Below are 14,623 nucleotides of genomic sequence, written 5' to 3'. Positions count from 1 at the left end.
GTGAAGATTGAAGACTTTATGCTGCCTTGCCCGAGCAAAAAATTTCTGGGGATAGAATGCTTTGGCTGCGGAACTCAGAGAGCTTTGCTGATGGTTTTTCAGGGGAAATTCTCAGAAGCTTTTCACATGTTTCCGGCGGTATATACTTTGATTTTATTTCTGTTTTTTGCCGGACTGGGTTTTTTAGATAAGAAAAGAAATTACAATGTAATCATCATAACGCTTGCCGTTTTGAATTCTTTGATTATGATAATTTCTTATTTTTACAAACACCTTTTTGTTCATTTAAACTAAACTTTAAAAATTATAAATTATGAATCAGCAAAAATTACCAAATGCTACGGCTGTGCTCGTTTTGGGAATCGTTTCAATCGTCTCGTGCTGCTGCTACGGACTTCCGGGCTTAATCACCGGAATCATCGCGATGGTGCTTTACAACAAAGACAAAAAACTGTATGACGCCAATCCAGCACTTTATTCAGATTACGGAAATCTTAATGCAGGAAAGATTTTGGCCATCATCGGAATTGTTCTCAGTGCACTTTACCTCATTACTATATTGGTTATGGGATCAGTGATTGGTTGGGATGCGATGACCGATCAGGAGCTTTTAAAAGAAAGACTTGAGGAACTTCAAAACAGATAATTTGAAAAGATTTAAAACTGAAAACCGCAGCAATTGCGGTTTTTTTTATGTTTAAAGAAATCAAAAAACAGCGGCAACGTCTACCGACTGAAAAAATCTTTATCTTTGCTGCTATGATTTTACGGGGAGAAAATTTAATCAAAGAATACGGTCCGAAAAAAGTGGTAAAAGGCGTTTCTGTGGAGGTGCAGCAGGGCGAAATAGTAGGATTGCTGGGACCAAACGGTGCCGGAAAAACCACTTCTTTTTACATGATCGTAGGCTTGGTAAAACCCACTTCGGGAAAAATTTTTCTCGACAAGCAGGAAATTACTACGGATGCGATGTACCGCCGCGCTCAGAAGGGAATCGGTTATCTCGCGCAGGAAGCTTCCGTTTTCAGGAAACTTTCGGTGGAAGACAATATTATGGGTGTACTTCAGCTGACGAATCTTTCCAAACGTGAGCAGGAGATAAAACGGGACGAACTGATCGAAGAATTTTCTCTGCAGCATGTTCGAAAAAACCGCGGTGATCTGCTTTCTGGTGGAGAAAGACGCCGTACAGAGATTGCTCGTTGCCTTGCAACAAGCCCAAGTTTTATTTTACTTGATGAGCCTTTTGCCGGCGTAGATCCTATTGCTGTTGAAGATATTCAGAAAATAGTGCGCAGTCTTACCGATAAAAACATCGGAATTCTCATCACCGATCACAACGTACAGCAAACCTTGGCGATCACCAACAAAACCTACATCATGTTTGAAGGAAAGATTTTGAAAGAAGGCTTTCCGGAAGATTTGGCGAATGATCCTCAGGTGCGTGAAGCGTATCTGGGAGAGAATTTTGTTTATCAGAGTATTTTTGACAAGCCTAAATCTAAAACCTACGCGTACAATATCTGGGCAGGAAATTTTGAGTCTAAATCTCAGTTTGAAAGTTTCACAAAAGAAAATTTCTCAGAATTTGATGATTTAAGATTAATGTACGGTTTTGAAGACATCAGCTTTGCGTCGCTAGCCAATTCAGAAATCGAACATATTTTCTCTGATGTCATTGATAAAAATGCCAACAATTCATTTATTTTTCAAAAAAAGGAAATCAATTCTCTGTATCCTTTAGATCAGGCAAAAGCCGAATCTGCTGCCGCAGGAAAACCTGAACTGCATTATCTGACGACTTACACTTTTGAAGGATAATTTAATTTGAAATAAAAAATTTTTCGTTAAAATTTACAGTAAAACGTACCTTAATCTAAAATATCGGTGCGTTTTTTTCTTTCATAGCAACATGGCAAAACCTTTCAACAGAGCAATCAGTATTTTTGGGATTTTCAAACAGTTGAAACCATTTATCAAGCCATATCGTTTGATGATTTACGGAACACTTTTTCTCACATTTCTCGGAGCGATTACGGCTCAGGTAAATGCGGTAGTTTTGAAATACACGGTAGATGAAGTCGAGAAACTTACCAAACTTCCCAATCCGATGTCACAGGGAGTGCATGTGATTCTCATCATTTCTGCAATTTTATTAGGCAAAGAAATCGCTAATATTTTTATCAGTTTTGGACAGAAATTTTACGGCGAAAAAATCCGGATTAATGTAAGTTCGGTTTTGGCGCAGTCTGCAATTGATAAAATTCTTACCTACCGCGTGGCTTATTTTAATGATGAAAACCATGCGTCAGGAAAGCTACAGACCAGAATCGACCGCGGCATCGAAAGTTTAACCAAACTCGTACAGAATTTTTTCATTGATATTTTACCGATGTTTTCGAATGCGCTCATTGCGCTCGTCATCATGTACATGCAGAATGTCTACGTCGGTCTTGTTTCGACGGTTATTGTTCCGGTTTATTTTTACGTGACTTCGAGACAGGCAAAAAGACTGGGCGGCGTACGGCGACAGCTTAGAAATCAGCGCGAACAGAAAACGTCAGGTTTATTAAATCTGATCAATTCTATTCTGGTAATTAAAAGTTTTGTGCGCGAAAAATTTGAAGGAAAAAAGCAGTTCGATCTTCAGATGCAGCTGATGGAAAGCCAGATGTACACACGGAAAATCAGTTTTCTTTACGAAGGTTTAAAAACTTTTATCGAGCAGATCGGCGTTGTATTGATTATTCTGCTTACGGTTTATCTCGTACTGAATCAGCAGATGACAATCGGTGCAATTATGCTTCACATCATGTTATTCAGTAATGTTTCGTCGCCGATTCGCCAGCTTCACCGGATTTATGATGATATGAATGATGCGATGATTTATGCCGAAGGTTATTTTGATATTCTGAATGCCGAACAGGAAACTGAGCCCAACGGAACGCTCAGCGAAAGCAAAATCAAAGGAAATTTCGAACTTAAAAATGTCGATTTTTCTTATCCAAACGGTGCGAAAGCGCTGCAGAATGTTTCGATGATAATTGAAAACGGAAAAACCACAGCGTTGGTCGGTTTGAGCGGAGCCGGAAAATCAACCGTTATCAATCTATTATGTAAATTTTATCTTCCTGATTCCGGAGAAATTTTGCTTGACGGAAATAATCTGAACAGTTACAATAATGCTTTTCTTCGTGATGAAATTGGAATCGTTTTGCAGAAAAATCATATTTTTCAGGGAAGTATCGAAGACAATATTCGCTACGGAAAGATGGATGCAGGTTTTGAAGAAGTACAGGACGCGGCCCGAAAAGCCTATCTTCATGATCAGATAATGGAACTTCCGGAGAATTATAAACACGATGCCACGCAGCTTTCGGGCGGGCAGCAGCAGAGAATTGCCATTGCCAGATTATTTCTGAAAAATCCGCCGGTTATTTTTCTGGATGAGCCTACGGCAAGTCTTGATGCGATCGCGACGGAGCAGATCAAAAATTCGCTGGATGCGATTAAAGAAGGCCGAACGGTAATTATGATTTCGCATTCGCTCTCGCAGATTCTAGATTCAGATAAAATTTATGTGATGAAAAAAGGCCATGTTGTAGAAAGTGGAACTCACGATGAATTGGTGCAGATGAATGGAACTTATAGGGAAATTTTTGACGCTTCCGCAAGAAGTTTGAATCTTGATAAACTGATGAATTCTTACAAGTAGAATCTGAAGATGAACGACAATTACCTCAAAAAAATCGACCGCGTCACCGCAATTCTCACGCAGCTACAGTCGAAACCGCTTGTCAGAGCGCAGGATTTAGCCGAAAAATTTGAGGTAAGTATTAGAACGATTTACCGTGACATAAAAACTTTAGAAAATGCAGGAATTCCCATTGTAGGTGAAGCCGGGAGCGGATATTCGCTGATGGACGGTTTCAAGCTTCCACCGGTGATGTTTACCAAAGAAGAGGTTTTGAGTTTTATTACCGCTGAAAAACTGATGCAAAAATTTTCGCATCAGAGTTTGGGAAAACATTATCAGACCGCGATGGAAAAACTCCGGTCGGTGCTGCGGAATACCGATCAGAATCTTATTCAGTCCATTGAAAACCAGATTGATGTTTTTGATTATGCTCCGAAAGGTAATGATTCTGTAAAAAACACAGTACCCATTGTGCTCGAAAGTATTGCCGAAAGAAAACAGCTTTCGCTCGATTACCAAGGCGCAAATGATGAAATTTCTGTCCGGAATATTGAAGCGGTTGGCGTTTTTTATGAATTTTCGTATTGGTATATATTGGCTTTCTGTACTATAAGAAAAGATTTCAGGCAGTTTAGAATCGACCGTATTTTAAAAATTATCAAAACCGAAATTCCATTTTCGCAGGAGTACGGAAAAATTAATGATCACCGGAAAACGGCATCGCGAACTTCCATAAAAGTCAAATTACTTGTAGATAAAAAGATTGTCGGGCATCTGATTAATTCTAAAAGTTATTATGGTTTAACCGAAGAAAAAGAAACCGATAAAGGTGTCGAAATGACTTTTGAAACCGAGTGGATTGACGAGGGATTTCCGCGTTGGCTGATCAGTTTCGCAGATTTTGCACAAATTTTAGAACCGGAAATTTTAAAAGAAAAAATGAAAGATTTGATGCAAAAAGTATCTGAAAAAATGGATGATAAAAACATATAAATTCCTGCAGATTTTAATTTTTTCAATTGGAAATCTACAGGAATTATTAGTTTAAAACAGTTTTAAAGTTTAAAAACGTTCCCAGAAAAACGGCGGCTGAATTCCCAAAGCACGCAGATAAGTGATTCCCTGAGCGCGGTGATGTATTTCATTATCAATAAAATACAGGATATTTTCAAACACTGGAAATTCGTACTGACCAAATAAATTAAAAGTTTCCTGAAAACGATCTTCCGAAATCTGTGGAAAATATTCATTAATTAATTTTGTTTCTTCGTCCCATTTCTGCAGAATTTCCTTCTTGGTCTTTGGCTTAAAAGTTTCTTCAGAAAATTCGTCCATTTTTTTTTCTACGATACCTTTTAATCCTGGTCCGCACATGCTGATCAGTTCAATCGCCATGCTTGAAAATGGCCTTAAACCTGCAACAGAAAATTCAAATAGATCTTTTTCAGGAAATAATTCAATAACTCTTCTCGTGAGATTTCTGTGTCCAAGCCAATGTTTAAGTAATTGATCTGCAGAAATAAACTGTGCAGTTTGTGTTGTCGTTGCTGTCATAATTTTTGTTTTAAATGTTAAACTTAAGGCAAAGATACAGGCGTTGTGTGACAACAGTTTGTCAGTAGTATTTTGTAAATGCTGATTTTTTTAATTTTATTTAACAGCGAGCTTGAAAGCTGTGGCAGTGAAATTGATGAACAAAGGATAAAATAATCCGATGAAAAAAGTATTGATTGCGATTGCCGGAAGCTGCGTTTTGTTTTCCTGTAATAAAGTGGAGGAAAAAATTAACGAAACGGTAACAAAAACCACAGAAAGCGTTACCAGAAGAGCAACGGAAGCAGGAGAAAAGATCGTTCGTGAAACCGTTACAGAATCTATCAACTCGGTTTTGGGATCGGAAGATGTACCTTTAAGTCAGGTTTTTAAAAATACAGATAACATCACCGTAAGTGAACTGAAAGGGAAAAAAATAAAGTTTCCGAATGGTTCTCAAGCATTTGTTTTTAAATATAAAGCGCCGAAATCAAGTGTTTTGCCTTTTTTTGAAACGCAGCCAACAACAGACGAGTCAAAATCTGAAAAGACGGCGAGAAAAATAGATGGACAGTCGATTATCGACAAAATAAGTTTTCTTGAAAAATTTGTTCCTGCCGACGTTATTGATCCGAAGTTTTTGGATGATTTAAAAAATGATAAAAGCATCGAATATTACAAGATCAAACGATTCCCGAACACGAGCACGATTATCATAAATCCTAAAGACAATACGGTTTTGCAGTATGTGGAAGTGGAAAAATAATGGTATTTTAGTCGTATGAAAATTTACACAAAAACCGGTGACAAAGGTGAAACTGCGCTTTATGGCGGAACGCGCGTTTCTAAAGCCAGCGCTCGCGTTGACAGTTACGGAACGATCGACGAGCTTAACTCTTTCATCGGAATTGCCAAAAGTTTTATTGAAGACGAAGAGGTTTTAAAACAGCTGAAGAAAATTCAGTTTGACTTATTTACTGTTGGTTCTGAAGCCGCAACGCCCACAGACAAACTGATGCTTGCCAATGGAAAATCGCGATTACCACTGATTATTTCAGACGAGGAGATTGAAGAACTTGAAAACTGGATGGATGCTTTCGAGGAAAAACTGGAGCCTTTGCAGTTTTTTATACTTCCAGGAGGCGGAAAATCTGCGACATTTTTGCACGCTGCGCGAACGATCTGCAGAAGAGCCGAACGGTCATTGGTTTTTCTAAATGAATCTGAAGAAGTACGTGCCGAACTGATCAAATATCTCAACCGACTGTCGGATTATCTGTTTGTTTTGGCGCGATATATTTCGAAAATCAATAATGAACCGGAAGAATACTGGAATCCAAGTGAGCGATAAAGCATTACTTTTCATCAACGGAAATCCGCCGGAAATTCTTCCAAATATCGAGCATTACAAACTTATTGCCTGCACAGACGGTGCTTTTCACTATTTAAAAAAGATGGGTTTTTCGTTGGATAAACTTGATTTTATTTCGGGAGACTTTGATTCGCATCACGGTTTTGATGAAAAAATTGACCACAAAAAATTTATTTTTACACCTGATCAAAACAAAACTGATTTTCAGAAAGCTTTGGAAATAATTTTGGAAAAAGGTTACAAAAAAGTGGATGTTTTTGGTGGAAGTGGAGGAGAACAGGATCATTTTCTGGGGAATTTAACCGTCGCTTTTCGTTTTAAAAATGATCTGGAAATTAAATTTTTTGATGAAAATTCTGTGTATTATTTTATTGGGAGAAATTATAAAATAAACGATGTAAAGAATAAAATGATGTCATTATATCCTTTTCCTGAAACTAAAAACGTCATTACCAAAGGTTTAAACTGGAATCTTTCAGGTGAAACACTTTCTGTAACAACCAATATCAGCACCCGAAATTTTGCAAATGAGGATGAAGTTGAAATCAGATTCGACGATGGCGAGATTCTTTTATTTGTTGGCGCAGATTATGTATAACGTCTTTGTTTTTGGCAAAACGCATCGATTCCGCCTGATGCAAACTTTAAGATAAATTAAAACTGTAAAACGAAACTTTTTTAGCAATTTTGCAGTGCAAAAACGTTTAAATAAAAAATGAAGATAAAGTATTCTGAGCTGATCGATCAGACATTGTATTTCCCGACGGAAGAATTCAATGTTGCTGAAAATAACCTTCTTTTTCATGATATTCCTCTAATGGAAGTTATAGAAAAATTTGGTACACCTTTAAAGATCAGTTATTTACCGAAAATTTCTCAGAATATTCAGAGAGCAAAATCGTGGTTTAAGGCTTCTTTTGAAAAGCACGATTACAAAAAGAGTTACACGTACTGTTACTGTACAAAATCCAGTCACTTCAATTTTGTGATTGAAGAAGCGTTGAAAAATGACATTTCAATTGAAACATCATCTGCTTATGACATGGATATTGTGAAAGCGCTGTATGACAAGGGCAAGGTCGACAAAAATATCGAAGTCATTTGTAATGGCTTTAAAACTGATGATTATCTGGCGAAAATTTCCGAGATGATCAACAGTGGTTTTGAGAACATTACGCCGATTTTGGATAATTACCGGGAACTTGATAAACTGACAGAAAGTATCGATACAACATTCGACATCGGAATCAGAATCGCTTCTGAAGAAGAACCGAAGTTTGAATTTTACACTTCGCGACTTGGGATCGGTTACCGCGATATTATTCCGTATTACAGTCAGAAAATTGCTGAACATCCGAATGCAAGGCTTAAAATGCTGCATTTTTTCATTAATACAGGAATCAAAGACACTGCGTATTACTGGAATGAATTATACAAATGTCTTCGTGTATATGCACGTTTGAAAAAAATTGCACCCGAAGTAAATTCACTGAATATTGGCGGTGGTTTTCCTATTAAAACTTCTTTGAATTTTGATTACGATTATCAGTATATGATTGATGAAATCGTTTCTCAGATCAAAAAGTTCTGTGAAGAAGAAGGTGTGGAGGAACCGAATATCTACACCGAATTCGGAAGTTACACTGTCGGAGAAAGCGGCGCAAATCTTTATAAAATCATCTCTCAGAAACGTCAGAATGACCGTGAGAAATGGAATATGATTGATTCTTCTTTCATGACCACACTTCCTGATACGTGGGCAATTTCTCGTCACTTTATCATGTTGCCACTCAACCGTTGGGAAGATTCTTACGAACGCGTTTTTCTTGGTGGATTGACGTGTGATTCAGACGATTATTACAATTCTGAACAACATACCAATGCAATTTATCTCCCGGTTTTTAATGATACAAAACCTTTGTACATCGGGTTTTTCCATACCGGCGCATATCAGGAGATGATTGGTGGATATGGTGGAGTGCATCATTGCTTAATGCCTCAGCCAAGACACGTTTTGATTCAGAAAGATGAAGATGGTGAGTTTCAGTATGAGATTTTTAGAGAAAAGCAGGAACCGGAAGATATTTTGAAGATTTTAGGTTATTAAGTTTATTGCTCTAAGAATCGTAAAAAAGTAATCAAACAATATAGACCAGCTCTCATAATTTTGAGAGCTGGTTTTGCTTAAAAAAACTTGGCAATCTTCTCAACTTCCAGTTCAGAGTAATCGGAGACAATCATATTTGCCATACTGTAATCCTGATTGTGCGTGTGCGGACTTTTGTAGGCAACGCAGAAAATTCCGGCGCGGTGAGCGGCAATTATACCATTGGTGGAATCTTCAATGACAAGGCAGTTTTTTATGGGTTCGCCGGCCATTTTTGCGGCTAATTGAAAAATTTCGGGATCAGGTTTTGATTCTGTGAGATCGGCTCCGGAAATTTTTCCGCCAAAATAGTCTTCAAGTTTAAATTTATCAAAAACCATATTTATCGTGGTCATACTTGCGGATGATGCTACGATAAGTTTGATGCCGTGATTGAAATAATGCTCGATAAGTTGTCTTACCCCTAAAATCAGGTCAAACGTTTCATCGTGATAAAAATAATCTTTAAAATGGTCTCTCTTAATCGCCGTAATTTCTTCAACGGTTTGTTTTAAATGAAATTGCGCAATAAGTATTTCACAAACTCTTTTGGTGGATGCGCCGGTAAATGAATTGTACAGTTCTTCAGAAACTTCAATTCCGAGCTCTGCAAAAGTTTTAAAATATGCTTTCCGGTGAAGCGGTTCGGTATCTACAATCACGCCATCCATATCAAAAAGTACCGCTTTAAGTGCCATAAAAAGTTTTCGTAAAGGTAGGAATTAAGAAGGAAATTCATGCAGAATGTATGATTTCAGTAATCTGAATTTTTCTTTTAAATTTAAAATAAAAATCATCGCTTAAGATTGAGTTTCCCGCTTTTTTCGAAGTTCTTCATATATTTGGAGAAAATATTTAAATCTTACATTTTAAATCAAATTATGAAAACATACGCAGGAATTCCCGAAGAAAATGCTTCATTAGAAAACTCAAAAGTAGTTTTGATCACTGTACCGTACGACGGAACCTCAACGTGGGGAAAAGGTGCCGACAAAGGTCCGGAACTGTTTCTTGATGCTTCCGAAAATATGGAACTTTATGACATCGAAACCGGAACAGAACCTTATCTGGAAGGTGTTTATATGGCTGGTGAAATCTCTGAAAATTCAACTCCGGAAGCGATGACGGAAGCTGTTTACCAGAAAACTAAAGAGCTTTTGGCGACTGATAAACTTTTCACCCTTTTTGGTGGAGAACATTCGGTTTCTATCGGTTCGATTCGTGCGGTGGGAGAGAAATTTGAAAATTTGACTGTTCTTCAGCTGGATGCGCATACTGATCTTCGTCCGGAGTTTCACGGTTCCACTTCCAATCACGCATGTGCGGTTTTCGAGGCGAATCAGAAGCATAATTTAATTCAGGTAGGAATACGTTCTATGGATGTGGAAGAAGTTGAATATTTGCCGGAAGGACGAGTGTTTTTTGCCCACGAAATCGCCAATAATGAAAACTGGGTAAATGATGTTCTGGAAAAAGTTTCAGGAAACGTGTACATCACCATCGATTTGGATGCGTTTGATCCTTCTATTGCGCCTTCAACGGGAACGCCGGAACCAGGCGGATTGCAGTGGTATCCAACTTTAGAATTGCTGAGAAAAGTTTTCGAAAAATGCAATGTGGTTGCTTTCGATATTGTTGAGCTGATGGATTCTGCGTATTCAAAACCAAGTGCATTTTTAGCGGCAAAACTGTATTATAAAATGCTGGCGTATTATCACATCAACAGAGATTAAAACTCCGCAGGAAACGGATTTTTCTTTTGAGTTTTTATGCTGAAATTTGTGAGATTAAACTGAGAGAAATGACTGCACAAGACGAAATTGATTATTACAGAATTGCAAAGGTGATACAATATATCCGCAGCAATTTTAAACTTCAGCCCAATTTGGATGAAGTGGCAGAACAAGTTCATTTGAGTCCGGCGCATTTTCAGAAACTGTTTACTAACTGGGCAGGAACGAGTCCGAAAAAGTTTTTACAGTTTTTAAGTTTAGAACATGCGAAAAGTCTTCTTTCAGATAAGGCGACTTTATTTGATGCCGCTTTAGAAACCGGATTTTCAAGCAGCAGCAGGCTGCACGATTTATTTGTGAAAATTGAAGGCATGTCGCCTGCAGAATATAAAAACGGTGGCAGAAACTTGACTATAGATTATCATTTTTCTGAAAGTCCGTTTGGCAAAATCATCGTGGCTTCGACTGATAAAGGAATCTGCTACATGGCTTTCGACGAAGATAAAGAAAATGCATTGAGAGATTTACATAATAAATTTCCCAGTGCATCTTTTTTTGAAAAGGAAAATGAATTACAGCAAAGTGCATTATCGATTTTTTCAAAAGACTGGACGAATCCTCAAAACATTAAGCTTCATTTGAAAGGTACCGATTTCCAGCTCAAAGTCTGGGAAAGTTTACTTAATATTCCGATGGGAAAACTGTCAACTTACGGTAAAATAGCAGATCAAATTGGAAATACAAAAGCTTCCAGAGCAGTGGGAACAGCCATTGGCAGTAATCCGGTTGCGTTTATTATTCCCTGCCATCGCGTTATTCAGGCTTCCGGAAAAATTGGTGGTTATATGTGGGGAAGTGAAAGAAAGGAGCTGATGATCGGGTGGGAAAGTGCTAAATTTCTCTAATAATAAAGCTATGATTAAAATAAAGAAGCGTGACATCTGTCTAATTGAATACCGCAATTTTCCATTGTTTGAATTTGATGAGAAGAAGAAAAGAGATATTATTTGGCATCCTGAAACTCATTCGTCGTATTGGGTTAAGCCGAAAATAAATGCACCAAAAAATGTAATTAAAGACATCATCGTAATTTTTAAAGATTTAAAAATTAAAGAACTTTTATTTTTCAACGGTACCAATCAGCCTTGGATTTCAAAAAACTATAAAAAAAAGGTATTCAAAGATTTGACAAAAACGCTAGGTTATTTTGAATCGAATGGTATTGAAAAGAAATTTAACGGAGGAATTCTTGTTGATTCAGAATCTTTTACCGAGTTTTTACTTCATTTTTTTCATCTGACACAGCGCGACAGTGATTTTTTTTATTACCATTTTACTGATGTGAGTCATAAATTTTTGTTTTACCTGCATTATTCAGGAGAATTGCAGATCAATGTTTTAGCTCAGGATTAGAATAAATTATTCTGAATTTCCAATTTTAACAGCAATGCAAAACCTTTTTGACGACGATCACCATTTTCCTTTCAATATTCTTCCGAAAGAAGGTACGGCAGACTATTACGGTAAGATTTTTTCGGATGCTGAATGCGCGTTTTATTTTCAGTATTTAATGAATGACATTCCCTGGGAATTTGATGAAGCCGTGATTTTCGGAAAACTGATTTACACCAAAAGAAAAGTCGCATGGTTTGGCGCAAAGGAATTCGAATACACCTATTCCAAACGCACCAAAAAAGCTAAACTCTGGACTCCGGAATTATCAGCATTAAAACACAAGTGCGAAGAAGTTTCGGGCGAAACATACAATTCATGCCTGCTGAATCTATACCACGACGGCAGCGAAGGCATGGCATATCACAGCGATGGCGAAAAAGATCTGAAGAACAATGGTGCGATTGCGTCTTTAAGTTTTGGCGCGGAAAGAAAGTTTTCCTTTAAACATAAAGCCACGTGCGAACGGATCGATATTCATCTTGAAAACGGAAGTCTGCTGGTGATGAAAGGTGAAACACAGAAACACTGGCTGCACCGCCTTCCGCCTACAAAGAAAGTAGATTCACCGAGAATCAATCTCACCTTCCGAACGATTGAAAAATAAAAAAAGCGACACATTCTGCCGCTAATTTTTATCGTAACTCTTACAGTCAACCGTCAACTTTATTTCAAAACATCCACTTCCAGCGAACTGTCGCCAAAGATTTTAATGAACGCTTTTGTGTAATCTTCTTTCGTTGCGTAATTCGGGTTTTCCATAAATTTCTGAGGGTTGATCGCGAAAAGCGGCCACCATGTTGAGCTGATCTGCACCTGAATTTTATGTCCTTTTTTAAATGTATGCATCACGTCCTGTAGTCTGAAATTCACCGGCGTTTTCTGATTCGCAACCAAAGCTTCTGCTTTTTCTCGTGAATTTCTGAATCTTGCAGGCATGATTTCGCTGCGAACCATCTGATGATAATTTCCGTAAAGAACTCCGTCTTTTTTCTGCTCAGGTTTGAAATCTTCGGGATAAACGTCGATCAGTTTTACAGCAAAATCTGCGTCAGTAGATGACGAAGCGATATTTAATTTCGCCATAATTTCTCCCGCAAAAGTCATGTCTTCCGTTAAAACATCTGTTGTGAACGTTAAAACATCCGGTCTGCCTTCTGCGAAACGCTGATCTTCCGACATGTAATTTCTTGGCGTAAAACCGTTAAAATCTTTAAGATTATCTGAGCTCAAAACCGGATTGTTCGGGTCGCTGTAATATTCTGAAACACCATTTCCTGCTGAATTTTTTAATGTTTTATCAGCTAAATAAAAACTTACTTTCTTAGCTTCTTTCGGCGGATAAGAAGCAAATTCTCTCCACATTTTCGCGCCGGTATCGTACATCATCGCTTCCGGCAAACCCGCATCTTTTTTGGTATCGCCTTTCAGATAATGATTGAAAAATTTCGTTTCGAGGTTCTTTTGATAATAGGTCGCGATGCTGTCACCGAAATAAATTTCATTATGAAAATGTTTTCCCTGCTCCTGCGCCCACGCACCGTGAGAAAACGGTCCCATCACGATCGTGTTTTTGGCTTTCGGACTGGTTTTTTCGATGGTTTTGTAAATGTTCAGCGGACCGGAAAGATCTTCTGCATCAAACCAGCCGCCGACCGTCATCACCGCATGATATACATTTTTCAGATGTGGCAAAAGGCTTCTTTTTTGCCAGAATTCATCATAATTCGGGTGATCCATAATCTCGGTCATGAAGAAATTGTTTTTATAATATTTCTCATAACCGTCTTTCAGAGTTCCCATTTCGCGGTAAAATTTCAGACCGTCTTCCGACTGCACTTTCACCATAGAATCGCTGTACCAGGCTTTTGTTTCAGGCTTTGTTTTCTGTACACCAAAAACAGGAAACGTTCTGAAATACCCGAGCATAAATCTTCCGTTGTGCAGAAAATCATCATTCCAGAAATCTGAGATCGGAGCCTGTGGCGAAGAAGCCACCAGCGCCGGATGCTGCGCCAAAACACCGACTGCGGTATAAAATCCCGGGTAAGACGTTCCGTATTGCCCGACTTTTCCGTTGTTGTTTTTGATGTTTTTCACGAGATAATCGACGGTGTCGTACGTATCTGTACTTTCGTCGACGTCTTTTTTGGTTTTGTGATCTACCTGCGGCGTCATGTTGGTAAACGTACCTTCGCTCATGTAGCGGCCGCGCACATCCTGAAACACAAAAATATATTTCTCCTGCATCAGGTATTTATTTGGGCCGAGCGCTCTGCGGTATTCGTTTTCGCCGTACGGTGCAATGCTGTAGCAGGTTCGCTGCATCAGGAACGGATATTTTTTATTTTTCGAAATGTCTTTTGGGATGTAGGCGATGGTAAAAAGTTTGGTACCGTCGCGCATTGGGATGTAAAATTCCTGTTTGGTAAAATTATCCTTCACGAAAGTATCGGGTGGCGTCGTCTGCGCGTTTCCGAATACCATGAGGAAGATAAATAAAAATGCAGTCTTCATAAAAAATCTTTCCCGCTAATGTACAGATTTAATCGTTTGAGCAGCGGTTTTGAAATAAAAAAAGACCGGATTTCTTCTGGTCTTTTAGTATAGATTTCTTCCGCAGGCGCGAGCGTCACGCTCGCTACCGCTTTGCAATGAGCACGAGCAATATGCTCAAGCCAGCGTGGAAA

Annotated in this window: 15 protein-coding genes and 1 pseudogene; 13 read left to right on the top strand and 3 right to left on the bottom strand. The window is 38.3% G+C overall.

Features of this window, described 5'->3' with window-relative positions; all coding sequences use genetic code 11:
- The 5 genes and pseudogenes from ASG01_RS11900 (at position 1) to ASG01_RS11880 (ending at position 4,690) form a co-directional block, all read left to right on the top strand.
- Positions 1-294, top strand: a complete 294-nt coding sequence (locus ASG01_RS11900; RefSeq protein WP_055863902.1) for a DUF2752 domain-containing protein — start codon at positions 1-3, stop codon at positions 292-294.
- Positions 295-313: 19 nt separating this feature from the next.
- Positions 314-646, top strand: coding sequence for a CCC motif membrane protein (locus tag ASG01_RS11895; protein ID WP_055863900.1), 333 nt, complete (start codon positions 314-316; stop codon positions 644-646).
- Between the two features lie 113 nt (positions 647-759).
- Positions 760-1,485: pseudogene (gene lptB / locus ASG01_RS16330) on the top strand (LPS export ABC transporter ATP-binding protein); the annotation flags it as partial.
- A gap of 508 nt (positions 1,486-1,993) precedes the next feature.
- Positions 1,994-3,715 carry an ABC transporter ATP-binding protein gene (locus ASG01_RS11885; RefSeq protein ID WP_082498370.1) on the top strand — a complete coding sequence of 574 codons (1,722 nt, stop codon included), beginning with the start codon at positions 1,994-1,996 and terminating at the stop codon, positions 3,713-3,715.
- 9 nt (positions 3,716-3,724) lie between these two features.
- Positions 3,725-4,690 carry a helix-turn-helix transcriptional regulator gene (locus ASG01_RS11880; RefSeq protein ID WP_055863898.1) on the top strand — a complete coding sequence of 322 codons (966 nt, stop codon included), beginning with the start codon at positions 3,725-3,727 and terminating at the stop codon, positions 4,688-4,690.
- Positions 4,691-4,759: 69 nt separating this feature from the next.
- On the opposite strand, the gene ASG01_RS11875 is transcribed toward ASG01_RS11880, so the two are convergent.
- Positions 4,760-5,251, bottom strand: coding sequence for a DinB family protein (locus ASG01_RS11875; RefSeq protein ID WP_055863897.1), 492 nt, complete (start codon positions 5,249-5,251; stop codon positions 4,760-4,762).
- 160 nt (positions 5,252-5,411) lie between these two features.
- Between ASG01_RS11875 and ASG01_RS11870 the strand changes: the two genes are divergently transcribed.
- The 4 genes from ASG01_RS11870 to ASG01_RS11855 all read left to right on the top strand — a co-directional run bounded on the left by ASG01_RS11870 (position 5,412) and on the right by ASG01_RS11855 (position 8,709).
- Positions 5,412-5,996: a hypothetical protein gene (locus ASG01_RS11870; protein WP_055863895.1), complete on the top strand. Its 585-nt coding sequence runs from the start codon at positions 5,412-5,414 to the stop codon at positions 5,994-5,996.
- Positions 5,997-6,011: 15 nt separating this feature from the next.
- Positions 6,012-6,581: a cob(I)yrinic acid a,c-diamide adenosyltransferase gene (locus ASG01_RS11865; protein WP_055863893.1), complete on the top strand. Its 570-nt coding sequence runs from the start codon at positions 6,012-6,014 to the stop codon at positions 6,579-6,581.
- Positions 6,544-7,200, top strand: a complete 657-nt coding sequence (locus ASG01_RS11860) for a thiamine diphosphokinase (protein WP_055863891.1) — start codon at positions 6,544-6,546, stop codon at positions 7,198-7,200. The genes ASG01_RS11865 and ASG01_RS11860 overlap by 38 nt, the downstream gene beginning before the upstream one ends.
- Positions 7,201-7,317: 117 nt before the next feature.
- Positions 7,318-8,709, top strand: coding sequence for an arginine decarboxylase (locus ASG01_RS11855; RefSeq protein ID WP_055863888.1), 1,392 nt, complete (start codon positions 7,318-7,320; stop codon positions 8,707-8,709).
- Positions 8,710-8,786: 77 nt separating this feature from the next.
- Here ASG01_RS11855 and ASG01_RS11850 read toward each other — a convergent pair whose 3' ends face one another.
- Complete coding sequence (locus ASG01_RS11850; RefSeq protein ID WP_055863886.1) at positions 8,787-9,446, bottom strand: HAD family hydrolase; 660 nt, start codon at positions 9,444-9,446, stop codon at positions 8,787-8,789.
- A gap of 183 nt (positions 9,447-9,629) precedes the next feature.
- Here ASG01_RS11850 and speB point away from each other — a divergent pair, with 183 nt between their 5' ends.
- From speB to ASG01_RS11830, 4 genes are all read left to right on the top strand, one after another.
- Complete coding sequence (gene speB / locus ASG01_RS11845) at positions 9,630-10,481, top strand: agmatinase (protein ID WP_055864276.1); 852 nt, start codon at positions 9,630-9,632, stop codon at positions 10,479-10,481.
- 68 nt (positions 10,482-10,549) lie between these two features.
- On the top strand, positions 10,550-11,386 hold the full coding sequence (locus ASG01_RS11840) for a bifunctional helix-turn-helix domain-containing protein/methylated-DNA--[protein]-cysteine S-methyltransferase (protein WP_055863884.1): 837 nt from the start codon (positions 10,550-10,552) through the stop codon (positions 11,384-11,386).
- A 10-nt stretch (positions 11,387-11,396) separates the two neighbouring features.
- The gene (locus ASG01_RS11835) at positions 11,397-11,894 is read left to right on the top strand and encodes a hypothetical protein (RefSeq protein ID WP_055863882.1); all 498 of its coding nucleotides are present in this window, start codon (positions 11,397-11,399) and stop codon (positions 11,892-11,894) included.
- A gap of 34 nt (positions 11,895-11,928) precedes the next feature.
- Positions 11,929-12,540, top strand: a complete 612-nt coding sequence (locus ASG01_RS11830; protein WP_055863881.1) for an alpha-ketoglutarate-dependent dioxygenase AlkB family protein — start codon at positions 11,929-11,931, stop codon at positions 12,538-12,540.
- A 59-nt stretch (positions 12,541-12,599) separates the two neighbouring features.
- Here the strand turns inward: ASG01_RS11830 and ASG01_RS11825 are convergent, their stop codons facing one another.
- The gene (locus ASG01_RS11825) at positions 12,600-14,450 is read right to left on the bottom strand and encodes a CocE/NonD family hydrolase (RefSeq protein WP_055863880.1); all 1,851 of its coding nucleotides are present in this window, start codon (positions 14,448-14,450) and stop codon (positions 12,600-12,602) included.
- Positions 14,451-14,623: the final 173 nt, after the last annotated feature.

The sequence above is a fragment of the Chryseobacterium sp. Leaf180 genome, assembly GCF_001424585.1.
Lineage (GTDB): Bacteria > Bacteroidota > Bacteroidia > Flavobacteriales > Weeksellaceae > Chryseobacterium.
This window is presented reverse-complemented; position numbering and strand designations above follow the sequence as displayed.